Here is a 24,797-nt window from a genome sequence, read left to right as displayed (position 1 = left end):
GTAGCACGTGGTGATCACGCCGACGTGCGTGCAATGGTGTCGTCGCTGCGCAGGGTGAAGATTTCATAGCCGGTGGCGGTGACCAGAATGGTGTGTTCCCACTGCGCCGACAGCTTGCGATCCTTGGTGATGGCTGTCCAGCCGTCGCCGAGCAGGCGCGTGTCGGCCTTGCCTTGGTTGATCATCGGCTCGATGGTGAACGTCATGCCTTCCTTGAGCTCCATGCCGGTGCCCGCTTTGCCGTAATGCAGGACCTGTGGTTCCTCATGAAACACCTTGCCGATGCCATGGCCACAGTACTCGCGCACCACGGAGAAGCCGTTTTTCTCGGCGTGCTTCTGGATGACTTCACCGATATCGCCCAGGTGAGCCCCCGGCTTGACGATTTCGATGCCTTTATACATGCACTCCTGGGTGATCTTCGACAGGCGTTCTGCCCACTCGGGCACTTTGCCGACATGGAACATCTTGCTGGTGTCGCCGTGGTAGCCGTCCTTGATGACGGTCACGTCGATGTTCAGCACGTCGCCGTCCTTCAGCGGTTTCTCGTTGGGAATACCGTGGCAGACCACATGGTTGATCGAAGTGCAGATGGATTTCGGGAAACCCTTGTAGTTCAGCGGAGCCGGAATGGCCTTCTGCTCGTTGACGATGTAGTCATGGCAGATGCGGTCCAGTTCATCGGTGGTGACGCCAGGCTTGACGTACGCCCCGATCATTTCCAGGACGTCTGCGGCCAGACGACCGGCAATTCGCATCTTTTCGATGTCTTCAGGGGTTTTGAGGGTAACGGACATACAAGGCTCTCTCGGCGCGGCAGGGCCGCAGCTAAACACGGAAAAACGCGATTCTACCAGACCGCCGCCGGGCGGGTTATCATCGCTTCCTTATATAGCGGCTGGCGGGCTCATCGTCCGTTGGCGCAACGCAGACAAAAAGCCCCTGAAAACAGGATGTTATTTCGGGTTCCGTTATCAGAGCTTTTGTGATATAAAATGCGCCGCTTTACGGGGTAAGCCCCGAAAGCCCAAACCCACACACGTGTCGACACGATGACCTGGGTGCCCTCGGTTCAAGCCGTTGGTTGGTCATTGGGATACGTGGAGGCCTAACCCGACTTATCAAGGAACTATCATGTCCCAAGTCAACATGCGCGATATGCTGAAGGCCGGTGTGCACTTCGGTCACCAAACCCGTTACTGGAATCCGAAAATGGGTAAGTACATTTTCGGCGCGCGTAACAAGATTCACATCATCAACCTTGAAAAAACCCTGCCTATGTTCAACGAAGCGCTGACTTTCGTTGAGCGCCTGGCTCAGGGCAAAAACAAGATTCTGTTCGTCGGCACCAAGCGTTCCGCTGGCAAGATCGTTGCTGAAGAAGCAGCACGTTGCGGTTCGCCGTACGTCGATCACCGCTGGTTGGGCGGCATGCTGACCAACTTCAAAACCATCCGTGCTTCCATCAAGCGTCTGCGTGAGCTTGAAGTTCAGGCTGAAGACGGTACGTTCGCCAAGCTGACCAAGAAAGAGGCGCTGATGCGCACTCGCGATCTGGAAAAGCTGGATCGTAGCCTGGGTGGTATCAAGGACATGGGCGGTCTGCCAGACGCACTGTTCGTTATCGACGTTGATCACGAGCGCATCGCGATCACCGAAGCCAACAAGCTGGGTATCCCGGTTATCGGCGTAGTCGATACCAACAGCAGCCCGGAAGGCGTTGACTACATCATCCCAGGTAACGATGACGCCATTCGCGCCATCCAGCTGTACATGGGTTCGATGGCTGACGCTGTTATCCGTGGTCGCAACAACGTTGCTGGCGGCACCGACGTTTACGTTGAAGAAGCTCCAGCGGCAACTGTTGAAGGCTGAGTAGCAAACGCCTAGCGTTTACTCAGTACGCAAAAAGGGGGCTTGGCCCCCTTTTTGCCACCTCGAAAACCATCTGGCGTTGCCATCGATCTTATTGTCATGCGCAGCTGTCACCATGGATTTTCAAGAATTTGAACGCCCGCCCGGCGGGTGGAATGGTTGAAGACCTATCCAAGAGGATTTTGAAATGGCAGAGATTACTGCAGCGTTGGTCAAAGAACTGCGCGAGCGTACTGGCGAAGGCATGATGGACTGCAAAAAGGCCTTGACCAAGGCTGGCGGCGACATCGAAAAAGCCATCGACGATATGCGTGCATCCGGCGCAATCAAGGCCGCTAAAAAGGCAGGCAACATCGCTGCCGAAGGCGCCATCGCAATCAAGGACAACGGCAAGCGTGCTGTCCTGATCGAAGTCAACTCGCAGACCGACTTCCTGGCTCTGCAGGATGACTTCAAGAACTTCGTCGCTTCCAGCGTCGAAAAAGCGTTCGATCAGCAAGACGTTACCGTTGAGCAACTGATCGAAGCTCAGGAAACCGAGCGTACCGCTCTGGTTGCCAAAGTCGGCGAAAACGTCAACATCCGTCGTCTGGCGCGTGTTGAAGGCGACGTACTGGGTTCGTACCTGCACGGCAACAAGATTGGTGTCGTTGTGGCCCTCAAAGGCGGCGACGCTGAACTGGCCAAAGACATCGCCATGCACGTGGCTGCCAGCAACCCTGAATTCCTGCTGCCTACCGACGTTTCCGCTGAAGCGATCGAGCGCGAGAAGAATGTCTTCCTGCAGCTGAACGAAGACAAGCTGAAAGGCAAGCCTGCCGATATCGCCGAGAAGATGGTTGCCGGCCGTATCTCCAAGTTCCTGGCTGAAGCCAGCCTGGTCGAGCAAGCGTTCGTCAAGAACCCGGAAATCAAGGTCGGTGAGCTGGCCAAGAAAGCCGGTGCTGAAATCGTTTCTTTCACCTACTTCAAAGTAGGCGAAGGCATCGAGAAGCCAGTCGACAACTTCGCTGAAGAAGTCGCTGCTCAAGTAGCTGCCAGCAAGCAATAAGACGGTTTTACCACTGTCGCCCCAAAGAGGCTGCCCGCTCACGCGCGCAGCCTCTTTGTCAAAGCGGCGGGGAATTTGTTTTTTCAGGGAGAGTGGCTTACGAGGCTGCACATCCCTGACGCAGTAGCCTAGAGTTAGCAGGCTCGCAAGCCGCAGGCTGAAACGGCCCGCAGCTCTGAAGATTTTTTTTTAAAACGCCGCAGGAGAGATTCGCAATGGCTCAGCAGGGCAGTGGTTATCAAGCTCGCTATAAACGCATTCTACTCAAGCTTAGCGGCGAGGCCCTGATGGGGTCCGAAGAGTTCGGTATCGACCCTAAAGTGCTGGATCGCATGGCGCTTGAAGTGGGTCAACTGGTTGGAATCGGTGTCCAGGTCGGTCTGGTCATCGGCGGTGGCAACCTGTTCCGTGGTGCGGCGCTGAGTGCTGCCGGTATGGATCGGGTGACAGGCGACCACATGGGCATGCTGGCCACTGTGATGAACGCGTTGGCAATGCGTGACGCGCTCGAGCGTGCCAATATCTCCGCCATCGTAATGTCGGCCATTTCCATGGTAGGCGTGACCGATCACTACGATCGCCGCAAAGCCATGCGTCACCTGAACGCAAAAGAAGTCGTGATTTTCGCGGCGGGGACCGGCAATCCGTTCTTCACCACGGATTCGGCAGCCTGTTTGCGTGCCATCGAAATCGACGCCGACGTCGTGTTGAAGGCAACCAAGGTCGATGGTGTGTACACTGCCGATCCATTCAAAGACCCGCATGCCGAGAAGTTCGATCATCTGACTTACGATGAAGTGCTGGATCGCAAGCTGGGCGTTATGGATCTCACGGCCATCTGCCTGTGCCGTGACCACAAGATGCCACTGCGTGTCTTTAATATGAACAAGCCCGGCGCATTGCTGAATATCGTGCATGGCGGGGCGGAAGGAACCTTGATCGAGGAAGGCGAACAATGATCAACGACATCAAAAAAGACGCTCAAGAGCGCATGCAGAAATCCATCGAATCCCTGCACCATGCATTTGGTCAGATTCGTACCGGCAAGGCACACCCCAGCATTCTGGGCAGCGTCATGGTGCCTTACTACGGCGCCGATACGCCGTTGAGCGGTGTGGCCAACGTCACGGTAAAAGACTCCCGGACCCTTCAAGTCGTCGCGTTTGAGCGCAATATGCTTTCGGCGGTGGACAAGGCGATCCAGAGCGCCGGTTTGAACCTCAACCCCACCAACCTCGGCGAGATGCTGTTGATCTCGATGCCGGCCCTGACCGAAGAAACCCGCAAGGGGTTCACCAAGCAGGCGCGCAGTGCGGCTGAAGATGCGCGTGTTGCAGTGCGAAATATTCGTCGCGATGCGTTGGGCGATCTGAAAAAGCTGGTCAAGGACAAGGAAATCAGCGAAGACGAAGAGCGTCGTGGTACTGCTGAAATCGACAAGCTGATCAAAGACTTCGAGGCCCAGATCACCAAGGCCACGGAAGAAAAAGAAAAGGACCTGATGGCCGTATAAGGGGTCAGGAAGCTTTCATGGAAAAGACGAAGCTGGCTGTGCCGTCATCGGTACCGCGTCATGTCGCGATCATCATGGATGGGAACAACCGCTGGGCTAAAAAGCGTCTGTTGCCGGGTGTGGCGGGTCACAAGGCTGGCGTGGATGCGGTCCGAGCGGTGATCGAGGTGTGTGCCGAGGCGAAAGTCGAGGTGCTGACGCTGTTCGCGTTCTCCAGTGAAAACTGGCAGCGCCCGGCCGAGGAGGTCGGGGCATTGATGGAGCTGTTCTTTACAGCCTTGCGTCGCGAGACCAAGCGCTTGAACGAGAACGGCATCAGCCTGCGCATCATCGGGGACCGTTCACGGTTTCACCCCGAGTTGCAGGCGGCCATCCGCGAGGCAGAAGCCAGTACCGCGGGCAACAGCCGCTTTGTCCTGCAGATCGCCGCCAATTACGGCGGTCAGTGGGATATCGCTCAGGCTGCGCAGCGTCTGGCGCGTGAGGTTCAGGCCGGACACCTGCGTCCGGAAGACATCACGCCGGAACTGCTGCAGACCTGTCTCGCGACGGGTGATCTGCCGTTGCCCGACCTGTGCATTCGCACGGGTGGCGAGCATCGCATCAGCAATTTCCTGCTGTGGCAGCTGGCGTATGCCGAGCTGTATTTCTCCGACCTGTTCTGGCCGGACTTCAAACACGATGCCATGCGCCATGCGCTGGCCGATTTCGCTTCGCGCCAACGCCGCTTCGGGAAAACCAGCGAGCAGGTAGAAGCTGGAGCCCGTGCTTAATGCTCAAACAACGAATCATTACAGCGCTGATCCTTGCGCCACTCGCCCTGTGCGGCTTCTTTCTGCTCGAGGGCGGCAGCTTTGCGCTGTTCATCGGTGCAGTGGTTGCGCTCGGTGCCTGGGAATGGGCGCGACTGGCGGGGTTCGAAACCCAGTCGATTCGTGTGCTTTACGCGACCGTCGTGGCGGTCCTGCTGTTTGTGCTCTACCTGCTTCCGGGCCTTGCGCCCTGGATTCTGGTGGCTGCGCTGATCTGGTGGCTGGCAGCGACCTGGCTGGTGCTCACGTATCCTGAGTCCAGTGACCACTGGTCCAGCGTGATCTGCAAGCTGTTCATCGGCCTGCTGATTTTGCTGCCGGCGTGGCAAGGGCTGGTTCTGATCAAACAGGAACCGATGGGTAACTGGCTGATCCTGGCGGTCATGGTGTTGGTGTGGGGTGCCGACATCGGTGCTTACTTCTCCGGCAAGGCATTCGGCAAGCGCAAGCTTGCGCCGAAGGTCAGTCCTGGAAAAAGCTGGGAAGGGCTGTATGGCGGCCTTGCAGCCTGCCTGGTCATCACCGCCGTCGTGGGGATCTCCCGTGGCTGGTCGTTTCCCGAGATTCTGTTTGCGCTGGTGTGCGCGGCGATCGTGGTGCTCATCTCCGTGGTCGGCGACCTGACCGAAAGCATGTTCAAGCGTAAATCCGGGGTCAAGGACAGCAGCAACCTGTTGCCGGGTCATGGGGGCGTGCTTGATCGCATCGACAGCCTGACCGCTGCCATTCCGGTGTTCGCGTTGCTGCTGTGGGCAGCGAAAGATTGGGGCGTGATGTGAGCGGCCCTCAACAGATTACCGTGCTGGGCGCTACCGGCTCGGTGGGCCTCAGCACCCTCGACGTGATTGCTCGTCATCCGTCGCGCTATCAGGTCTTTGCGCTGACCGGCTTCACGCGTCTGGCCGAGCTGCTGGCATTGTGCGTTCGCCATACGCCTCGCTTCGCGGTGGTCCCGACCGCACTGGCGGCGCGTCAGTTGCAGGACGATTTGCGCGCTGCTGGCCTCGATACCCGCGTGTTGGTGGGGGAGGGCGGACTGTGCGAAGTCTCGGCCCATCCACAGGTCGACACCGTGCTGGCGGCGATCGTCGGTGCCGCCGGCTTGCGCCCGACCCTGGCCGCCGTCGAAGCGGGCAAGAAGGTGCTGCTGGCCAACAAGGAAGCGCTGGTCATGTCGGGCGCTCTCTTCATGCAGGCGGTGCGCCGCAGCGGCACGGTTTTGCTGCCGCTGGACAGCGAACACAACGCCATCTTTCAGTGCTTGCCGGGCAACTACGCCAGCGGTCTTGGTGCAGTCGGCGTGCGGCGGATCCTGCTCACGGCTTCGGGCGGTCCATTCCGCGAGACGCCGCTGGCGGATCTCGAGCACGTCTCCCCCGAGCAGGCGTGTGCGCATCCGAACTGGTCAATGGGGCGCAAAATCTCCGTGGACTCGGCGAGCATGATGAACAAAGGTCTCGAGTTGATCGAAGCCTGCTGGCTGTTCGACACCGCTCCGGCGCGTATCGAAGTGGTCATTCATCCGCAGAGCGTCATCCATTCGATGGTGGACTACGTCGACGGTTCGGTGCTGGCCCAGTTGGGTAATCCGGACATGCGAACCCCGATCGCCCATGCGCTGGCTTGGCCGGAGCGTATTGATTCGGGTGTTGCGCCGCTGGACCTGTTCAGTATTGCGCGGCTGGATTTCCAGGCGCCAGACGAATTGCGCTTCCCTTGCCTGCGTCTGGCACGGCAAGCTGCGGAAACCGGCAACAGTGCTCCGGCGGTCTTGAATGCCGCCAATGAAGTGGCTGTTGCAGCGTTTCTGGAACAGCGTATTCGTTATCCGGAAATCGCGAGTATGATCGACGAGGTCTTGAATCTTGAGCCTGTCGTTGCGGTGAACGAGCTTGAGACGGTTTTTGAAGTCGACGCAAAGGCTCGTGTGCTGGCTGAGCAATGGCTCAGCCGCCATGGGCGGTAAACGGCAAATGCCAGAAGGCACCGGTCCATCACTGTGGGCAGCGATGCATTTCAGATGCGCCCGCAGCGCTAAACCGGTACCCGGAGAACAGCGATGAGCGCGCTATACATGATTGTCGGCACCCTGGTTGCGTTGGGTGTGCTGGTAACCTTTCACGAGTTCGGTCACTTTTGGGTGGCCCGGCGTTGTGGCGTCAAGGTTTTGCGTTTCTCGGTCGGGTTCGGCATGCCACTGTTGCGCTGGCATGACCGCAAGGGCACTGAGTATGTCCTGGCGGCCATACCGCTGGGCGGTTACGTGAAGATGCTCGATGAGCGCGAGGGGGATGTGCCGCCCGAGCTGGTCGATCAATCCTTCAATCGCAAGTCGGTTTACCAGCGAATCGCCATTGTCATCGCGGGACCGGTCGCCAACTTTTTGCTGGCCATTGTATTTTTCTGGGTGCTCGCCATGTTGGGCAGCCAGCAGGTGCGTCCAGTCATTGGGGGTGTCGAGGCCGGCAGTATCGCGGAAAAGGCGGGTCTGGCCTCGGGACAGGAAATCGTTTCAGTAGATGGCGAGGCCACCACCGGCTGGTCCTCTGTCAACCTGCAGCTGGTGCGCCGTCTGGGTGAGACCGGCAGCATTGCATTGAAGGTGCGTGAGCAAGGGTCCGACGTCGACACGCCGCACGCGCTGGTACTGGATAACTGGCTTAAAGGTGCCGATGAGCCGGATCCGATCCGCTCGCTGGGTATTCGCCCGTGGCGCCCGGCGCTGGCGCCAGTGCTGGCTGAGCTCGACCCCAAAGGGCCTGCGCAAGCCGCTGGCCTCAAAACAGGTGATCGCCTGCTGGCTCTGGATGGGCAGCCGCTCAACGAATGGCAGCAGGTCGTTGACTGGGTTCGTGTCCGTCCTGATACCCGAATTTCGCTGACCGTCGAGCGCGACGGTGCAAGAATCGACGTGCCGGTCACGCTGGTGGCTCATGGCGAAGGGAAGGCCGCGACGGGGTATCTGGGCGCAGGCGTGAAAGGTGTCGACTGGCCACCGGAAATGCTCCGTGAAGTCAGTTACGGCCCGCTCGCCGCCGTGGCAGAGGGCGCGAGACGCACCTGGACCATGAGCGTACTGACCCTCGATTCGCTGAAGAAAATGTTGTTCGGCGAGCTGTCGGTAAAAAACTTGAGCGGACCGATAACCATTGCTAAAGTGGCGGGCGCTTCGGCCCAGTCAGGTGTAGGTGACTTCTTGAATTTCCTTGCTTATCTGAGCATAAGCCTGGGGGTTCTCAATTTGCTGCCCATTCCAGTGTTGGACGGGGGGCACTTGCTGTTTTATCTGGTCGAGTGGGTGCGTGGTCGTCCACTGTCAGAAAAAGTACAGGGCTGGGGGGTTCAGATCGGGATAAGTCTGGTGGTTGGAGTCATGTTGCTCGCACTGGTCAACGATCTGGGACGACTGTAAAAGCTACGCCGAATTGTGAATCTGCCGCATTTTGCGGCAGTTTGTTTATTGCCAGTTGGAATAAGAAAGGACTTCATGAAACGTCTGCTGCTAACTGCGGTTCTTGCCGTACTGATGATCGCCGAAGTTCACGCCGAGTCCTTCACTATCTCCGATATCCGTGTCAACGGCCTGCAGCGGGTTTCCGCCGGCAGCGTCTTTGGTGCGTTGCCGTTGAATGTGGGTGAACAGGCCGATGACGCGCGTCTTGTCGACGCCACGCGTGCGCTGTTCAAAACCGGATTCTTCCAGGACATCCAGCTGGGCCGTGACGGCAACGTTCTGGTCATCACAGTGGTCGAGCGTCCGTCGGTGGCGAGCATCGAGATCGAAGGTAACAAGGCGATCACGACCGAAGACCTCATGAAAGGCCTGAAACAGTCCGGTCTGGCGGAAGGCGAGATCTTTCAGCGCGCGACCCTGGAAGGCGTTCGTAACGAGCTGCAGCGTCAGTACGTGGCCCAGGGCCGCTACTCGGCAGAAGTTGCCACCGAAGTCGTGCCTCAGCCGCGCAACCGCGTTGGCCTGAAGATCAACATCAACGAAGGTGCGGTCGCTGCGATCCAGCACATCAATGTCGTGGGCAACTCGGTCTTCAAAGAAGAAGACCTGACCGACCTGTTCGAGCTGAAAACCACCAACTGGCTTTCCTTCTTCAAGAACGACGACAAGTACGCCCGGGAAAAACTGTCCGGCGACCTGGAACGTCTGCGTTCGTACTACCTTGACCGCGGCTATATCAACATGGATATCGCCTCGACTCAGGTGTCCATCACGCCCGACAAGAAGAGCGTGTACATCACCGTCAACATCCATGAAGGCGAGAAGTACAGCGTCAAGTCGGTCAAGCTGAGCGGCGACCTCAAGGTGCCTGAAGATCAGGTCAAATCGCTGCTGCTGGTCAAGCCGGGTCAGGTCTTCTCGCGTAAGGTCATGACCACCACGTCCGAACTGATCACCCGTCGTCTGGGTAACGAGGGTTACACCTTCGCCAACGTCAACGGTGTTCCGACCCCGAACGATGCTGACCACACCGTAGACATCCTGTTTGCCGTCGATCCGGGCAAACGTGCCTACGTCAACCGCATCAACTTCCGCGGCAACACCAAGACTGCGGACGAAGTGCTGCGTCGTGAAATGCGTCAGATGGAAGGCGGTTGGGCTTCTACTTACCTGATCGACCAGTCCAAGACCCGTCTCGACCGACTGGGCTTCTTCAAGGAAGTGAACGTTGAAACCCCTGCGGTGCCGGGCACCGATGACCAGGTTGACGTGAACTACGCCGTGGAAGAGCAGGCGTCCGGTTCGATCACTGCCAGCGTCGGTTTTGCACAGAGCGCCGGTCTGATCCTGGGTGGTTCCATCAGCCAGAACAACTTCCTGGGTACGGGTAACAAGGTCAGCATCGGTCTGACCAAAAGTGAATACCAGACCCGCTACAACTTCAGCTACGTCGATCCGTACTTCACGCCGGACGGCGTGAGCCTGGGCTACAGCGCCTTTTACCGTAAGACCAACTACGACGACCTCAACGTTGACGTAGCCAGCTACTCGGTGGACAGCCTGGGTGCCGGTATCAACATGGGCTACCCGATCAGCGAGACATCGCGCTTGAACTTCGGTCTGTCGGTTCAGAAGGATGAGATCAATACCGGGACGTACACCGTTGACGAGATCTTCGATTTCCTTGAAAAGGAAGGCGATAACTTCACCAACTTCAAGGCATCTGTGGGTTGGTCCGAATCGACCCTGAACAAAGGCACGTTGCCGACCCGTGGTCACTCGCAGAGCCTGACGCTGGAAACGACGATTCCGGGTAGCGACCTTTCGTTCTACAAACTCGACTACCGCGGCCAGTTGTTCCACCCGATCACCACCAACACCACCCTGCGTCTGCACTCGGAACTGGGTTACGGTGATGGCTATGGTTCCACCTCCGGCCTGCCGTTCTACGAGAACTACTACGCGGGCGGTTTCAACTCGGTCCGTGGATTCAAGGACAGTACCTTGGGCCCTCGCAGTACTCCGAGTAAGAACGATACGATCAAAGGGACGGTTCAAGACCCGGATCAAGATCCACTACCATTTGGTGGTAACGTGCTGATTACCGGGGGTGCAGAAATTCTGTTCCCACTGCCCTTCATCAAGGATCAACGCTCGATCCGTACGTCCCTTTTCTGGGACGTGGGTAACGTTTTCGACACCAACTGCGGCTCCACCAAGACCACGGTTAATGGCGAGAAGGTTGAATGTAACGGCCCCGATCTTTCCGGTCTGGCCAGCTCCGTCGGCGTCGGCGTGACATGGGTAACCGCTTTGGGTCCGTTGAGTTTTGCACTGGCGATGCCGGTCAAGAAGCCGGACAACAACACCGAAACCCAAGTGTTCCAATTCTCTCTCGGTCAGACCTTCTAAGGGTCTGATCACTGATAACGACAACGGATTTGCAGGAGTTACATTGTGCGTAAGTTGACCCAATTGGCATTGCTGGCAACGGTTCTGATCGCAGGCCCGGCATTCGCTGACATGAAAATCGCTGTCCTGAACTATCAGATGGCTCTGCTGGAATCGGACGCGGCCAAGAAATACGCCGTTGACGCGGAAAAGAAATTCGGTCCTCAACTGACCAAGTTGAAGGCTCTTGAAAGCAGCGCCAAGGGTATCCAGGATCGTCTGGTCGCCGGTGGCGACAAAATGGCTCAGCCTGAGCGCGAGAAGCTGGAACTGGACTTCAAACAGAAAGCCCGTGACTTCCAGTTCCAGTCCAAAGAGCTGAACGAAGCCAAAGCCGTCGCCGACCGTGAAATGCTCAAGCAGCTGAAGCCAAAGCTGGATTCGGCGGTTGAGGAAGTGATCAAGAAAGGCGGTTACGACTTGGTGTTCGAGCGCGGTGCCGTGATTGACGTCAAGCCACAGTATGACGTCACTCGCCAAGTCATCGAGCGCATGAACCAGCTGAAGTAACTTCATGACCGCGACTATCCAGCTCGGCCAGTTGGCCGAGTTCCTCGGTGCCACGCTTCGTGGCTCGGCGGAAAAAGAAATCACCGGGCTTGCCACTTTGCAGGAGGCAGGGCCCGGTCAGGTCAGTTTTCTGGCCAACCCTCAGTACCGTAAATTCCTCGCGACCACTCATGCTGCTGCCGTGCTGCTCAAGCCGGCGGATGCCGAAGGTTACGCGGGCGACGCGCTGTTGATTGCCGATCCGTACCTGGCGTATGCACGCATTTCCCACCTGTTCGATCCCAAGCCGAAAGCGGCAGCCGGTATTCACCCGACTGCGGTGGTCGCTGAAGACGCGTTCGTTGATGCGGCCGCAAGCGTGGGTGCCTACGCGGTGATCGAAAGCGGGGCGCGCATCGCTGCTGGCGTCACCATCGGCGCTCATTGCTTCATTGGTGCACGCAGCACGATCGGTGAAGGCGGCTGGCTGGCGCCTCGCGTGACGCTTTATCACGATGTACGCATCGGTCAACGTGTGGTGATCCAGTCCGGCGCAGTGCTCGGTGGCGAGGGCTTCGGCTTCGCCAACGAGAAAGGCGTGTGGCAGAAAATCGCTCAGATCGGCGGCGTCACCATCGGCGACGACGTCGAGATTGGCGTGAATACTGCCATCGATCGCGGCGCCATGGACGATACCCGTATCGGCAATGGCGTGAAGCTGGATAACCAGATTCAGATCGCACACAACGTACAAGTGGGTGATCACACGGCCATGGCCGCGTGTGTCGGTATCTCGGGCAGCGCCAAAATCGGCAAGCATTGCATGCTGGCCGGTGGCGTGGGTCTGGTGGGCCACATTGAAATTTGCGACGGTGTTTTCATTACCGGGATGACCATGGTGACCCGGTCGATTACCGAGCCTGGCTCTTATTCTTCGGGGACGGCGATGCAGCCGGCCGCGGAATGGCGCAAGAGTGCAGCACGTATTCGCCAGCTCGACGACATGGCGCGACGGCTGCAACAGCTGGAAAAGATTGTCGAGGCAGTGACCTCAGGCGGTAAAGCATCATCTGATGGCTGATACCTTTTTCTTATCAAGTGTGCAAAGCCGATAAACTGCCTCCTTGATTTGCTAGAGGAGTGCCGCGCTTTCGTCGCGCACTCCCAATCTTTACTACAGGCTTCCTCTCGAAATGATGGACATCAACGAAATTCGCGAATATCTGCCCCACCGTTACCCGTTCCTGCTCGTGGACCGGGTCGTGGAGCTGGATGTTGAGAATAAGAGCATTCGTGCCTACAAGAATGTCAGCATCAATGAGCCCTTCTTCAACGGGCACTTTCCCCAGCATCCAATCATGCCGGGTGTGCTGATCATTGAAGCGATGGCGCAAGCTGCGGGCATCCTGGGCTTCAAGATGCTTGACGTAAAGCCTGCCGACGGCACCCTGTATTACTTCGTGGGCTCCGACAAACTGCGTTTCCGTCAGCCGGTGTTGCCGGGCGACCAATTGATCCTTGAAGCGAAGTTCCTCAGCTGCAAGCGTCAGATCTGGAAGTTCGAATGCCAGGCGTCGGTGGACGGCAAGCCGGTCTGCTCCGCAGAAATCATCTGTGCGGAACGTAAACTATGAGTTTGATTGACTCTCGCGCAATCATCGATCCGACAGCCATTCTGGCTGACAATGTGGAGGTCGGCCCTTGGTCGATCGTCGGGCCCGGTGTGGAAATCGGCGAGGGTACGGTCATTGGTCCGCATGTGATCCTGCGCGGTCCGACCAAAATCGGCAAACATAATCACATCTACCAGTTTTCATCGGTGGGTGAGGACACGCCTGACCTCAAATACAAAGGTGAAGCGACGCGTCTGGTCATTGGTGACCACAACGTGATTCGTGAAGGCGTCACGATCCATCGCGGTACCATTCAGGACCGTGCGGAAACCACGATCGGTGATCACAACCTGATCATGGCCTACGCCCACATCGGTCACGACAGTGTCATTGGTAATCACTGCATCCTGGTCAACAACACGGCGTTGGCCGGTCACGTGCATGTGGATGACTGGGCGATCCTGTCCGGCTTTACCCTGGTGCATCAGTATTGCCATATCGGTGCCCACAGCTTTTCCGGGATGGGCACCGCCATCGGCAAAGACGTCCCGGCATTCGTCACGGTCTTTGGTAATCCGGCCGAGGCGCGCAGTATGAACTTCGAGGGCATGCGCCGTCGTGGTTTCTCGGAGGATGCGATCCACGCCCTGCGTCGCGCCTACAAGACGGTCTACCGTCAAGGGCTGACCGTGGAGCAGGCGATCATCGATCTGGCCGAGCCCGCTGCACAGTTCCCGGAAGTCGCGCTGTTTCTTGATTCGATCCAGAAATCGACCCGCGGCATCACCCGTTAATCATGAGTGCCCTGCGTATAGCGCTGGTCGCCGGAGAAGCCTCCGGCGACATCCTGGGCTCCGGTTTGATGCGCGCCATCAAAGCCCGTCATCCTGACGCCCAGTTCATCGGGGTAGGCGGTCCGCTCATGGAAGCGGAGGGCATGCGCTCCTACTTCCCGATGGAGCGGCTGTCGGTCATGGGGCTGGTGGAAGTGCTCGGGCGGCTCAAAGAGTTGCTGGCTCGTCGCAAGCTGTTGATCCAGACCCTCATCGCCGAGAAGCCCGATGTGTTCATCGGCATCGACGCGCCGGATTTCACCCTCACTATCGAACTCAAACTGCGCCAGGCCGGGATCAAGACGGTTCACTACGTGAGCCCGTCGGTCTGGGCGTGGCGTCAGAAGCGTGTGCTGAAGATTCGCGAAGGTTGCGATCTGATGCTGACTTTGCTGCCGTTCGAGGCTCGCTTTTACGAAGAGAAAGGCGTGCCGGTGCGTTTTGTCGGTCATCCGTTGGCTGACACCATCCCCCTTGAGGCCGACCGCGATGCGGCGCGCGCCGAGTTGGGCCTGGGCGATGGCCCTGTCGTGGCGTTGATGCCGGGCAGCCGTGGTGGAGAAGTGGGTCGTCTGTGCGCGCTGTTCTTCGATGCCGCCGAGCGTCTGCTGGCTCAGCGTCCGGGCATCCGTTTTGTGTTGCCCTGTGCCAGCCCGCAACGCCGTGCGCAGATCGAGCTGCTGCTGCAAGGTCGTGATCTCCCGCTCACGCTGCTTGACGGTCGCTCCCACGTTGCCCTGGCCGCCTGTGATGCGGTCCTGATCGCGTCGGGGACTGCCACTCTGGAAGCGCTGCTGTACAAACGACCGATGGTGGTTGCCTATCGTCTGGCGCCGCTGACCTACTGGATACTCAAGCGGATGGTGAAGAGTCCATACGTGTCGCTGCCGAACCTGTTGGCCCAGCGCTTGCTGGTCCCTGAGCTTCTGCAGGACGCGGCGACCGCCGATGCTCTGGCGCAAATCCTGCTGCCGTTGCTCGACAACGGCGCGGAGCAGACGGCCGGCTTCGATGCGCTTCACCGAACCTTGCGTCGCGATGCGTCCAATCAGGCTGCCGATGCGGTGTTGAACCTGATTGGCGCGTCGCCTTCACGATGAGTGCGCAATCAATGCAAATGGGTCTGGACTTCAATCTGGTCGAGGATCTGGTCGCTGGCGTCGACGAGGTGGGCCGTGGCCCGCTGTGCGGCGCCGTCGTGACGGCCGCCGTGATCCTGGACCCCAATCGCCCGATTCTGGGTCTGAACGATTCGAAAAAGCTCACCGAAGCCAAGCGCGAAAAGTTGTTTGACGAAATCTGCGAGAAAGCCCTGTGCTGGCACATTGCGCGGGCTGAAGTCGAAGAAATCGACGAGCTGAACATCCTGCACGCCACCATGCTGGCCATGAAACGTGCCGTCGAAGGGTTGCTCATTACGCCGAAGCTGGCATTGATCGACGGCAATCGTTGCCCTCAGCTGTCGGTGCCGTCCGCCCCTGTCATTCAGGGCGACGCTCAGGTGCCCGCTATCGCTGCGGCATCGATTCTGGCGAAGGTCAGTCGTGATCGGGAAATGGCGGCCATGGAGCTTCTCTATCCGGGGTACGGCATCGGCGGGCACAAAGGTTATCCCACGCCGGTTCACCTGGAGGCGCTGGCCAGACTGGGCCCGACGCCCATCCATCGGCGTTCTTTCGCCCCGGTGCGCGCAGCTTACGAGGCGCGCGAGATGATGATCTCCACCGGTTTTACCTCGTTGCCGCTCAGTTGATCGCGGGCTGATGTTTTCATGAGAGGCCGGTACAATCCGGCCTTCGTTTTCTGTGCGCTATAGGATCACCCATGCCGGCTTCTTTCGTTCATCTACGCCTGCACACCGAATACTCTCTGGTTGATGGTCTGGTCCGGGTCAAGCCGTTGGTCAAAGCGCTGACCGCCATGAACATGCCGGCAGTGGCGGTGACCGACCAGAACAACCTGTGTTCGTTGGTCAAATTCTATAAAGCCGCCATGGGTGCCGGAATCAAGCCGATCTGCGGCGCCGACATCTGGCTGGCGGGGCGCGATCGCGACGCGCCGCTCAGTCGCATGAGCCTGTTGGTGATGAACCCCAAAGGCTATTTGAACCTCACCGAGCTGATTTCCCGCGGCTTCATGCACGGCCAGCGTAACGGCCTGGTGGTCATCGAGCGCGAGTGGGTCGCCGAGGCCAGCGAGGGCTTGATTGCCCTGTCCGCCGCCAAAGAAGGCGAGATCGGCATGGCGTTGCTGGGCGGGAACCCGTCTGAAGCGGACGCGTTGCTTAAAGAGTGGATGTCCGTGTTTCCGGACCGCTTCTATGTCGAAGTCCAGCGCACCCATCGCATCAATGACGAAGAGCACCTGCACGCGGCCGTGGCCCTGGCCGAGCGCCATGGCGCGCCGCTGGTGGCGACCAACGATGTGCGTTTCATCAAGCAGGAAGACTTCGAGGCCCATGAAACGCGCGTCTGCATCGGTGAAGGCCGTGCGCTGGACGATCCCCGCCGCTCGCACAATTACAGCGATCAGCAGTACCTGAAAAGCGCCGAGGAGATGGCCGAGCTGTTCAGTGACCTGCCGGATGCACTGGCGAACACGGTCGAAATCGCCAAACGCTGCAACATCGAAGTGAAGCTGGGCACGCACTTTCTGCCCAACTTCCCGATTCCCGATGGGCTCACCATCGACGAGTACTTCCGCAAGGTGTCCTTCGAGGGGCTGGAAGAGCGCCTGGCGGTGCTGTGGCCGAAAGAGACCACGCCCAATTACGAAGAGAAGCGTCAGGTCTATGTTGATCGCCTGAATTTCGAGCTGGATATCATCATCCAGATGGGCTTCCCCGGTTACTTCCTGATCGTTATGGACTTCATCCAGTGGGCCAAAAGCAACGGCGTTCCGGTGGGCCCGGGTCGTGGATCGGGTGCCGGTTCACTCGTGGCTTACGTGCAGAAGATCACCGACCTCGATCCGCTGCAGTATGACCTGCTCTTCGAACGTTTCCTGAACCCGGAACGGGTGTCGATGCCCGACTTCGACGTCGACTTCTGCATGGACGGTCGTGACCGCGTTATCGATTATGTGGCCGAGAAGTACGGCCGCAACGCGGTCAGCCAGATCATCACGTTCGGTTCCATGGCGGCAAAGGCCGTGGTGCGCGACGTGGCGCGGGTGCAGGGCAAGTCGTACGGCCTGGCGGATCGTCTGTCGAAGATGATTCCGTTCGAAGTCGGCATGACCCTGGAAAAAGCCTACGAGCAGGAAGAAATCCTGCGTGACTTCCTCAAGACCGATGAGGAAGGGGCGGAAATCTGGGAGATGGCGCGCAAGCTCGAAGGCGTTGTGCGTAACGTCGGCAAGCACGCCGGGGGTGTGGTCATCGCGCCGACCAAGCTGACCGACTTTGCCGCCATCTATTGCGACGAGGAAGGCGGCGGTCTGGTGACCCAGTTCGACAAGGACGACGTTGAGGCCGCGGGTCTTGTGAAGTTCGACTTCCTGGGTCTGCGTACGCTGACGATCATCGATTGGGCGATGAAGACGATCAACCGCGACCGCGCCAAGGTCGGCGAGGAACCGCTGGACATCGCGTTCATTCCGCTGGATGACGCCCCGACTTACGATTTACTGCAGAAAGCTGAAACCACCGCGGTGTTCCAGCTTGAATCGCGCGGTATGAAAGAGCTGATCAAGAAGCTCAAGCCCGACTGCCTGGAAGACTTGATCGCACTCGTGGCACTGTTCCGTCCGGGGCCGCTGCAATCGGGCATGGTGGACGACTTCATCAACCGTAAGCACGGTCGCGCCGAGCTGTCGTACCCGCACGTCGACTATCAGTACGAAGGCCTCAAGCCCGTACTCGCGCCGACCTACGGCATCATCCTGTATCAGGAACAGGTGATGCAGATTGCCCAGGTGATGGCGGGCTACACCCTCGGCGGCGCTGACATGCTGCGTCGTGCGATGGGTAAAAAGAAGCCCGAGGAGATGGCCAAGCAGCGCGGCGGTTTCATTGAAGGTTGCAAGACCAACAATATTGACCCTGACCTGGCCGGTAACATCTTCGACCTGGTGGAAAAGTTCGCCGGTTACGGGTTCAACAAATCCCACTCCGCCGCCTACGGACTCGTCTCGTACCAGACGGCATGGCTCAAGAAACACTACCCGGCGCCGTTCATGGCGGCGGTGCTCTCGGCGGACATGCACAACACCGACAAGGTCGTGACCTTGATCGAAGAAGTGCGGACCATGAAGCTGCGCCTGGATGCGCCGGATGTGAACAACTCCGAGTTCAAGTTCACGGTGAACGACGAAGGTCGCATCGTTTACGGGCTGGGCGCCATCAAGGGCGTCGGCGAAGGCCCGGTGGAAGCGATCACCGAGGCGCGTCAGGCGGGTCCGTTCAAGGACCTGTTCGACTTCTGCGCACGCATCGACCTCAAGCGGGTCAACAAGCGTACTCTCGATGGTTTGATTCGCAGTGGCGCGCTGGACCGCCTCGGTCCGTTTTTCTTCGATGAACCAAAACAGTATCAAGCCAATATCGACCGTAACCGTGGTGTGTTGCTGGCCTCTCTGGAAGGCGCCATTCAGGCTGCCGAGCAGACCGCGCGCAGTCATGACAGTGGTCACGCCGACCTGTTTGGCGGGCTGTTCGTCGAAGCGGACGCGGACGTTTATGCGAACCATCGCAATGCCAAGGAGGTCACTCTCAAAGAGCGGCTTCGTGGCGAGAAGGAAACACTGGGGCTGTACCTGACCGGTCACCCGATCGATGAATACGAAGGCGAGATTCGCCGGTTCGCCCGTCAGCGAATCGTGGACCTGAAGCCTGCGCGCGACACTCAGACCGTTGCCGGGCTGATCATCGCGCTACGTGTAATGAAGAACAAAAAGGGCGACAAGATGGGCTTCATCACCCTCGACGACCGTTCCGGACGTATCGAGGCTTCTTTGTTTGCCGACTCGTTCCAGGCGGCTCAATCGCTGCTGCAAACGGACGCGATGGTCGTCGTGGAGGGTGAGGTCAGTTCCGACGATTTCTCCGGTGGCCTGCGTTTGCGCGCCAAACGGGTCATGAGTCTGGAAGAAGCGCGCACCGGCCTTGCCGAAAGTTTACGCCTGACCGTGCATAGCGAGGCCCTCAAGGGCGATCGTCTACGCTGGCTGGGTGACCTGTGCAGGAAGCACCGGGGAGCGTGTCCGATCACGCTCGACTACACCGGGCAGGAAGCCAAGGCGTTGCTGCAGTTCGGCGAAGCGTGGCGAATCGATCCCGCAGACAGCCTGATTCAGGCGTTGCGTGACCAGTTCGGACGAGAGAACGTCTTCCTGCAGTATCGCTAAAAGCTGATCTCGAATTTTAAACTCGACACTTTTAAGCTCGACCTTTTTAATCTCGACCGCAAGACGCCAGATCCTTTATGGTATGGCGCTTACGGATCAACCGGCCGGCCTCTTGGCCGTCGACCCAAGACGGATGCCTATGAACCCGAATTTTCTGGATTTCGAACAGCCGATTGCTGACCTGCAAGCCAAAATTGAAGAGCTGCGTCTGGTAGGCAATGACAACTCGCTGAACATCGGCGACGAGATCTCTCGACTGCAAGAGAAGAGCAATACGCTCACCGAAAGCATTTTCGGCAACCTGACCAGTTGGCAGATCGCGCGCATGGCGCGTCATCCGCGTCGTCCGTACACCCTGGACTACATCGAACACATCTTCACCGAATTTGACGAGCTGCATGGCGATCGTCACTTCTCCGACGACGCGGCCATCGTAGGTGGTATCGCTCGCCTGGACGATCAGCCAGTCATGGTGATCGGTCACCAGAAAGGCCGTGAAGTGCGCGAGAAGGTTCGTCGCAACTTCGGCATGCCGCGCCCGGAGGGCTACCGCAAGGCGTGCCGTCTGATGGAAATGGCAGAGCGCTTCAAGATGCCGATCCTGACGTTCATCGACACGCCGGGTGCCTATCCGGGTATCGACGCTGAAGAGCGTAACCAGAGCGAGGCCATTGCCTGGAACCTGCGCGTCATGGCACGCCTGAAGACTCCAATCATTGCCACCGTGATCGGTGAAGGTGGTTCGGGCGGTGCGTTGGCCATCGGCGTCTGCGACCAGCTCAACATGCTGCAATACTCCACCTACGCGGTGATCTCGCCGGAAGGCTGCGCATCGATTCTGTGGAAAACCGCCGAGAAGGCGCCGGACGCCGCTGAAGCGATGGGCATCACCGCCGATCGTCTCAAGGGGCTGGGCATCGTCGATAAAGTGATCAGCGAGCCATTGGGCGGTGCACACCGTGACCCAGCGGCCGCCGCCGCATCGATTCGCGCGGAACTGAGCAGCCAGTTGGCGATGCTCAAGAAGTTCAACAACGACGAACTGCTGGCTCGCCGTTACGAGCGCCTCATGAGCTACGGCGTTTAATCGAAGCGAGCCTCTCATCGAGGCCTGCATCGAGGTCCGGCCAGCGTAACGCAGGGTTAAACCAGCATGACCAGGCCGGACACCATCAGGAAAGAGTTATCCAAACGGCTGTTGTCACGCCTTTCCACCTGGCGTGACGCAGCCGGTTGGCGCATTGCCTTCTCGGGTGGGCTTGATTCCACCGTTCTGTTGCACCTGCTGGCCGATCTGGCGCAGCACCATCGTCTTCCTCCTCTGAGCGCCGTCCATGTTCACCATGGTTTGCAAGCCGTTGCCGCGTCGTGGCCAGGGCATTGCCGCCAGATGTGTCAGATTCTGGGGGTGCCGTTTCAGGTCATCGAGGTGCAGGTGCGTCCGGGCGCGAGCCTTGAGCAGGCTGCGCGCGACGCCCGTTATGCGGCGTTCGATGAGGTGCTTCTCCCGGGTGAGGTGCTGTTGGCTGCGCAACACCGTGATGATCAAGCCGAAACCCTCATGTTTCGGCTGCTGCGAGGCGCGGGCGTCAAGGGGCTGGCTGCCATGCCCGCCCAACGGGTATTGGGCAGGGGGCATCTGTTTCGGCCGCTGCTGGATGAACCGCGTGCGCTGCTTGAAGCCTATGCCAAGGAGCAAGGGCTGAGCTGGATCGAAGACCCCAGCAACAAAGACACCCGGTTTTCTCGCAACTACCTGCGCAACCATGTACTGCCGATGCTCACGGCGCGCTGGCCGCAAGCGATCGCAAGCTTCAATCGCAGCGCCGCGCATCTGGCTGAAGCGCAAGGTCTGCTCGATGAGCTGGCGTTGCAGGACCTGGCGCAAGCGGAAATACCCTGCCCGTGGCCTTGGCTGAACGTGCCTTCACTGGAGCTGGCGCCGCTGGAGGCCCTGTCCGACGCACGGCAGCGCAATGCGCTGCGTCACTGGCTCGGGCCGCTGACGCGCTTGCCGGACAGCGACCACTGGGCCGGCTGGAATTCGTTGCGCGATGCCGGGCCGGATGGCCGTCCGATCTGGCGCCTGGCGGATGGGCAATTGCACCGCGCCGAAGGGCGCATCTGGTGGTTGTCGGGCATCTGGCTCAAGGACGTTGCCGGTTCGCAGCATTGGTCCATGGCGTCGCAGCCTTTGCATCTGCCTGGAAACGGCATGCTGGAAATTCTCGGTGAAATCCCTCGAGGCGGCTTGCATGTCCACTACCGGCAAGGGGGGGAAGTCCTCGATGTGCCCGACCGGGGACGCAGGGATCTCAAACGGTTGCTCAACGAAAAGGGCGTACCGGTCTTTCTGCGCGGCCGATTGCCGCTGTTGTATCGCGGCGAGCAGTTGCTGGCCGTTGCCAACCTGCCGGGACTGGACGCCGACCCCCGTGGTGACTGGCGATTGCATTGGCAGCCACCGACGAATGACCACAGTTTGAGATGAGAGCCCGTTTCCGGTAGACTACGCTCCCTTCTTGATACAGCTTCTGTCGATCCTTTCGGAACGACGCAAGTTGCCGATTACCAGCCAGTCTTTACTGGGCGATTCTCAAAATGTGGCGAGCAATGGACAGGTCCGATTTCGACCAGTCGTTTTCAGCGCGGCAATTTCAGAACTGCATCGTGAGATTTGCAGGTCATCGGGGGCTTCGGCCTTCCTTCGCTTTCCCCGGCGGCTCTGACCGCTTTAACGCAGACTTCTAGGGTTTTTCATGACGCGCTACATCTTCGTCACGGGCGGTGTTGTTTCTTCATTGGGGAAAGGCATTGCCTCGGCTTCATTGGCGGCCATCCTGGAGGCGAGGGGACTTAAGGTCACCATGCTCAAGCTGGACCCCTACATCAACGTCGACCCCGGCACCATGAGTCCGTTCCAGCACGGCGAGGTGTTCGTCACGCACGACGGCGCCGAGACCGACCTGGACCTGGGGCACTACGAGCGTTTCATTCGCACCACCATGACCCAGAACAACAACTTCACCACCGGCCGTGTGTACGAACACGTCCTGCGCAAAGAGCGCCGTGGTGATTATCTGGGCGCCACCATTCAGGTGATTCCGCACATCACCGACGAAATCAAGCGTCGCATCATCAAGGGTGCCGGCGATGCCGACGTGGCCCTGGTGGAAATCGGCGGCACCGTGGGTGACATCGAGTCGCAACCGTTCCTGGAAGCCATCCGCCAGCTGCGTTTCGAAGTGGGTGCCAAGCGCGCCATGCTGATGCACCTCACGCTGGTGCCGTACATTGCAACCGCGGGCGAAACCAAGACCAAGCCGACTCAGCACTCGGTCAAGGAATTGCGCTCCATCGGCCTGCAGCCTGACGTGCTGATCTGCCGCTCCGATCACGCCATCGACGTGTCGTCGCGCCGCAAGATCGCTCAGTTCACCAACGTTGAAGAGCGCGCGGTGATTGCGCTGGAAGACGCGGACACCATCTACAAAATCCCGGGCATCCTGCACTCGCAGGGTCTGGACGATTTCGTTGTCGAGCGCTTCGGTCTGCAATGTGCAGGCGCCGACCTGTCCGAGTGGGAAAAGGTCGTGGACGCCAAGCTCAACCCTGAGCACGAAGTCACCATCGCCATGGTCGGTAAATACATGGAGCTGCTGGACGCTTACAAGTCGCTGATCGAAGCGATGAGTCACGCCGGTATCACCAACCGCACCAAGGTCAACCTGCGTTACATCGACTCCGAAGACATCGAGAATCAGGGCACCGGCCTGCTGGAAGGCGTGGACGCGATTCTGGTGCCTGGCGGCTTCGGTCTGCGTGGCGTGGAAGGCAAGATCACGGCCGTCCAGTTCGCCCGCGAAAACAAGGTGCCTTACCTGGGCATCTGCCTGGGCATGCAGGTGGCAGTCATCGAGTTCGCACGTAACGTGCTGGGCTGGAAAGACGCCAACTCCACCGAATTTGACCGCACCAGCCCGCACCCTGTAGTCGGTCTGATCACCGAGTGGGAAGACGCCACCGGCGCGGTTGAAACCCGTACTGAGACGTCCGATCTGGGCGGCACCATGCGTCTGGGTGCTCAGGAGTGCCAGCTGGAACCAGGTTCTCTGGTGCACGACTGCTACGCCAACGATGTGATCGTCGAGCGTCACCGTCATCGCTATGAAGTGAACAACAAGCTGCTGCCGCAACTGATCGAGGCCGGTCTGAAGGTGTCGGGTCGCTCCGGTGACGGCGCGTTGGTTGAAGTGGTCGAGTCCAAGGACCATCCGTGGTTCGTGGCCTGCCAGTTCCACCCTGAGTTCACCTCGACTCCGCGCGACGGCCACCCGCTGTTCAGCGGCTTCGTGAAGGCTGCGCTCGCTCAACACCAGAAGAACAACTGATAGGGAATTCCATTACATGGCACAGAAAATCATCCGCGTCGGCTCCATCGACATTGCCAACGACAAGCCGATGGTCTTGTTCGGTGGCATGAATGTCCTGGAATCGCGGGACATGGCCATGCAGGTCTGCGAAGAATACGTACGAGTGACCGAGAAGCTCGGCATCCCTTACGTGTTCAAGGCCAGCTTCGACAAAGCCAACCGTTCTTCCGTGACCTCCTATCGCGGCCCGGGCCTGGAAGCGGGCATGCGCATCTTCGAAGAGATCAAGCGCACCTTCAACGTGCCCGTGATCACTGACGTGCATGAGCCGCATCAGGCGGCCGCCGTTGCCGAAGTCTGCGACATCATCCAGTTGCCGGCTTTCCTGTCGCGTCAGACCGATCTGGTGGTTGCGATGGCGAAAACCGGTGCCGTGATCAACATCAAGAAAGCCCAGTTCCTCGCGCCACAGGAAATGAAACACATCCTGAACAAGTGCGAAGAAGCCGGTAACGACCAGTTGATCCTCTGTGAGCGTGGTTCGAGCTTCGGCTACAACAACCTTGTGGTGGACATGCTCGGTTTCGGCATCATGAAAGCGTTCGAGTACCCGGTGTTCTTCGACGTGACCCATGCGCTGCAGATGCCTGGCGGTCGTTCGGACTCTGCTGGCGGTCGCCGTGCCCAGGTCACCGATCTGGCCAAGGCCGGCATCAGCCAGGGGCTGGCGGGCCTGTTCCTTGAGGCGCATCCTGATCCGGATAACGCCAAATGCGACGGTCCTTGCGCGCTGCGCTTGAACAAGCTGGAGCCGTTCCTGACCCAGCTCAAGGCGCTTGACGATCTGGTCAAGAACTTCCCGACCATCGAAACGGCTTAAAACCCGCTTCTCCGGCACTGAAGCCTCCGGTACAGTGCCGCTCGTTTCTTTCCCGACCAATGGGTCGGGAATTTTTGTCGTCTCGGGCCTGCCCGCTGTCTAGTGCC

The 24,797-nt window shown here is 59.0% G+C and carries 21 protein-coding genes; 20 read left to right on the top strand and 1 reads right to left on the bottom strand.

The window, feature by feature from the left end; all coding sequences use genetic code 11:
• Positions 1-14: 14 nt before the first annotated feature.
• Entirely contained in the window at positions 15-797 is a 783-nt protein-coding gene (gene map / locus BLS87_RS12160; protein WP_074752736.1) for a type I methionyl aminopeptidase, read from the bottom strand.
• A gap of 337 nt (positions 798-1,134) precedes the next feature.
• Between map and rpsB the strand changes: the two genes are divergently transcribed.
• The 20 genes from rpsB (at position 1,135) to kdsA (ending at position 24,690) form a co-directional block, all read left to right on the top strand.
• Positions 1,135-1,875, top strand: a complete 741-nt coding sequence (gene rpsB / locus BLS87_RS12155) for a 30S ribosomal protein S2 (protein WP_074752735.1) — start codon at positions 1,135-1,137, stop codon at positions 1,873-1,875.
• Between the two features lie 187 nt (positions 1,876-2,062).
• A complete protein-coding gene (gene tsf, locus BLS87_RS12150; protein WP_074752734.1) occupies positions 2,063-2,926 on the top strand; it encodes a translation elongation factor Ts in 864 nt (287 codons plus the stop codon).
• Positions 2,927-3,141: 215 nt separating this feature from the next.
• Positions 3,142-3,885 (top strand): UMP kinase, encoded by a 744-nt coding sequence (gene pyrH / locus BLS87_RS12145; protein WP_019692086.1) that lies wholly within the window; start codon positions 3,142-3,144, stop codon positions 3,883-3,885.
• Positions 3,882-4,439 carry a ribosome recycling factor gene (gene frr, locus BLS87_RS12140; protein WP_074752733.1) on the top strand — a complete coding sequence of 186 codons (558 nt, stop codon included), beginning with the start codon at positions 3,882-3,884 and terminating at the stop codon, positions 4,437-4,439. Before pyrH ends, frr begins: the two co-directional genes overlap by 4 nt.
• 17 nt (positions 4,440-4,456) lie before the next feature.
• A complete protein-coding gene (gene uppS / locus BLS87_RS12135) occupies positions 4,457-5,212 on the top strand; it encodes a polyprenyl diphosphate synthase (RefSeq protein ID WP_074752732.1) in 756 nt (251 codons plus the stop codon).
• Positions 5,212-6,030 carry a phosphatidate cytidylyltransferase gene (locus BLS87_RS12130; protein WP_074752731.1) on the top strand — a complete coding sequence of 273 codons (819 nt, stop codon included), beginning with the start codon at positions 5,212-5,214 and terminating at the stop codon, positions 6,028-6,030. Before uppS ends, BLS87_RS12130 begins: the two co-directional genes overlap by 1 nt.
• A complete protein-coding gene (ispC, locus tag BLS87_RS12125; RefSeq protein ID WP_074752730.1) occupies positions 6,027-7,217 on the top strand; it encodes a 1-deoxy-D-xylulose-5-phosphate reductoisomerase in 1,191 nt (396 codons plus the stop codon). The genes BLS87_RS12130 and ispC overlap by 4 nt, the downstream gene beginning before the upstream one ends.
• Positions 7,218-7,310: 93 nt before the next feature.
• On the top strand, positions 7,311-8,663 hold the full coding sequence (rseP, locus tag BLS87_RS12120) for a sigma E protease regulator RseP (protein ID WP_074752729.1): 1,353 nt from the start codon (positions 7,311-7,313) through the stop codon (positions 8,661-8,663).
• Positions 8,664-8,738: 75 nt separating this feature from the next.
• A complete protein-coding gene (gene bamA, locus BLS87_RS12115; protein ID WP_074752728.1) occupies positions 8,739-11,117 on the top strand; it encodes an outer membrane protein assembly factor BamA in 2,379 nt (792 codons plus the stop codon).
• A 45-nt stretch (positions 11,118-11,162) separates the two neighbouring features.
• On the top strand, positions 11,163-11,666 hold the full coding sequence (locus BLS87_RS12110; RefSeq protein ID WP_062383122.1) for an OmpH/Skp family outer membrane protein: 504 nt from the start codon (positions 11,163-11,165) through the stop codon (positions 11,664-11,666).
• 4 nt (positions 11,667-11,670) lie between these two features.
• A complete protein-coding gene (lpxD, locus tag BLS87_RS12105; RefSeq protein WP_074752727.1) occupies positions 11,671-12,726 on the top strand; it encodes a UDP-3-O-(3-hydroxymyristoyl)glucosamine N-acyltransferase in 1,056 nt (351 codons plus the stop codon).
• Between the two features lie 112 nt (positions 12,727-12,838).
• Positions 12,839-13,279, top strand: coding sequence for a 3-hydroxyacyl-ACP dehydratase FabZ (gene fabZ, locus BLS87_RS12100; RefSeq protein ID WP_074752726.1), 441 nt, complete (start codon positions 12,839-12,841; stop codon positions 13,277-13,279).
• Positions 13,276-14,052, top strand: a complete 777-nt coding sequence (lpxA, locus tag BLS87_RS12095; protein ID WP_074752725.1) for an acyl-ACP--UDP-N-acetylglucosamine O-acyltransferase — start codon at positions 13,276-13,278, stop codon at positions 14,050-14,052. Before fabZ ends, lpxA begins: the two co-directional genes overlap by 4 nt.
• 2 nt (positions 14,053-14,054) lie before the next feature.
• Positions 14,055-15,191 carry a lipid-A-disaccharide synthase gene (gene lpxB, locus BLS87_RS12090; RefSeq protein ID WP_074752724.1) on the top strand — a complete coding sequence of 379 codons (1,137 nt, stop codon included), beginning with the start codon at positions 14,055-14,057 and terminating at the stop codon, positions 15,189-15,191.
• A gap of 11 nt (positions 15,192-15,202) precedes the next feature.
• Positions 15,203-15,844, top strand: a complete 642-nt coding sequence (rnhB, locus tag BLS87_RS12085) for a ribonuclease HII (RefSeq protein WP_074752723.1) — start codon at positions 15,203-15,205, stop codon at positions 15,842-15,844.
• Positions 15,845-15,915: 71 nt separating this feature from the next.
• Positions 15,916-19,437, top strand: a complete 3,522-nt coding sequence (gene dnaE, locus BLS87_RS12080) for a DNA polymerase III subunit alpha (protein ID WP_074752722.1) — start codon at positions 15,916-15,918, stop codon at positions 19,435-19,437.
• A 139-nt stretch (positions 19,438-19,576) separates the two neighbouring features.
• Positions 19,577-20,524, top strand: a complete 948-nt coding sequence (gene accA / locus BLS87_RS12075) for an acetyl-CoA carboxylase carboxyl transferase subunit alpha (protein ID WP_074752721.1) — start codon at positions 19,577-19,579, stop codon at positions 20,522-20,524.
• A 66-nt stretch (positions 20,525-20,590) separates the two neighbouring features.
• Positions 20,591-21,928 carry a tRNA lysidine(34) synthetase TilS gene (gene tilS, locus BLS87_RS12070; protein ID WP_074752720.1) on the top strand — a complete coding sequence of 446 codons (1,338 nt, stop codon included), beginning with the start codon at positions 20,591-20,593 and terminating at the stop codon, positions 21,926-21,928.
• A 268-nt stretch (positions 21,929-22,196) separates the two neighbouring features.
• Complete coding sequence (locus BLS87_RS12065) at positions 22,197-23,828, top strand: CTP synthase (RefSeq protein WP_074752719.1); 1,632 nt, start codon at positions 22,197-22,199, stop codon at positions 23,826-23,828.
• Positions 23,829-23,844: 16 nt separating this feature from the next.
• Positions 23,845-24,690, top strand: coding sequence for a 3-deoxy-8-phosphooctulonate synthase (kdsA, locus tag BLS87_RS12060; RefSeq protein WP_074752718.1), 846 nt, complete (start codon positions 23,845-23,847; stop codon positions 24,688-24,690).
• Positions 24,691-24,797: the final 107 nt, after the last annotated feature.

This window comes from Pseudomonas abietaniphila (assembly GCF_900100795.1).
Lineage (GTDB): Bacteria > Pseudomonadota > Gammaproteobacteria > Pseudomonadales > Pseudomonadaceae > Aquipseudomonas > Aquipseudomonas abietaniphila.
This window is presented reverse-complemented; position numbering and strand designations above follow the sequence as displayed.

Coding starts and splice junctions, on each gene's coding strand:
- map (WP_074752736.1), bottom strand. CDS start 797: ATGTCCGTTACCCTCAAAACCCCTGAAGACATCGAAAAGATGCGAATT.
- rpsB (WP_074752735.1), top strand. CDS start 1,135: ATGTCCCAAGTCAACATGCGCGATATGCTGAAGGCCGGTGTGCACTTC.
- tsf (WP_074752734.1), top strand. CDS start 2,063: ATGGCAGAGATTACTGCAGCGTTGGTCAAAGAACTGCGCGAGCGTACT.
- pyrH (WP_019692086.1), top strand. CDS start 3,142: ATGGCTCAGCAGGGCAGTGGTTATCAAGCTCGCTATAAACGCATTCTA.
- frr (WP_074752733.1), top strand. CDS start 3,882: ATGATCAACGACATCAAAAAAGACGCTCAAGAGCGCATGCAGAAATCC.
- uppS (WP_074752732.1), top strand. CDS start 4,457: ATGGAAAAGACGAAGCTGGCTGTGCCGTCATCGGTACCGCGTCATGTC.
- BLS87_RS12130 (WP_074752731.1), top strand. CDS start 5,212: ATGCTCAAACAACGAATCATTACAGCGCTGATCCTTGCGCCACTCGCC.
- rseP (WP_074752729.1), top strand. CDS start 7,311: ATGAGCGCGCTATACATGATTGTCGGCACCCTGGTTGCGTTGGGTGTG.
- bamA (WP_074752728.1), top strand. CDS start 8,739: ATGAAACGTCTGCTGCTAACTGCGGTTCTTGCCGTACTGATGATCGCC.
- lpxD (WP_074752727.1), top strand. CDS start 11,671: ATGACCGCGACTATCCAGCTCGGCCAGTTGGCCGAGTTCCTCGGTGCC.
- fabZ (WP_074752726.1), top strand. CDS start 12,839: ATGATGGACATCAACGAAATTCGCGAATATCTGCCCCACCGTTACCCG.
- lpxA (WP_074752725.1), top strand. CDS start 13,276: ATGAGTTTGATTGACTCTCGCGCAATCATCGATCCGACAGCCATTCTG.
- lpxB (WP_074752724.1), top strand. CDS start 14,055: ATGAGTGCCCTGCGTATAGCGCTGGTCGCCGGAGAAGCCTCCGGCGAC.
- rnhB (WP_074752723.1), top strand. CDS start 15,203: ATGCAAATGGGTCTGGACTTCAATCTGGTCGAGGATCTGGTCGCTGGC.
- dnaE (WP_074752722.1), top strand. CDS start 15,916: ATGCCGGCTTCTTTCGTTCATCTACGCCTGCACACCGAATACTCTCTG.
- accA (WP_074752721.1), top strand. CDS start 19,577: ATGAACCCGAATTTTCTGGATTTCGAACAGCCGATTGCTGACCTGCAA.
- tilS (WP_074752720.1), top strand. CDS start 20,591: ATGACCAGGCCGGACACCATCAGGAAAGAGTTATCCAAACGGCTGTTG.
- BLS87_RS12065 (WP_074752719.1), top strand. CDS start 22,197: ATGACGCGCTACATCTTCGTCACGGGCGGTGTTGTTTCTTCATTGGGG.
- kdsA (WP_074752718.1), top strand. CDS start 23,845: ATGGCACAGAAAATCATCCGCGTCGGCTCCATCGACATTGCCAACGAC.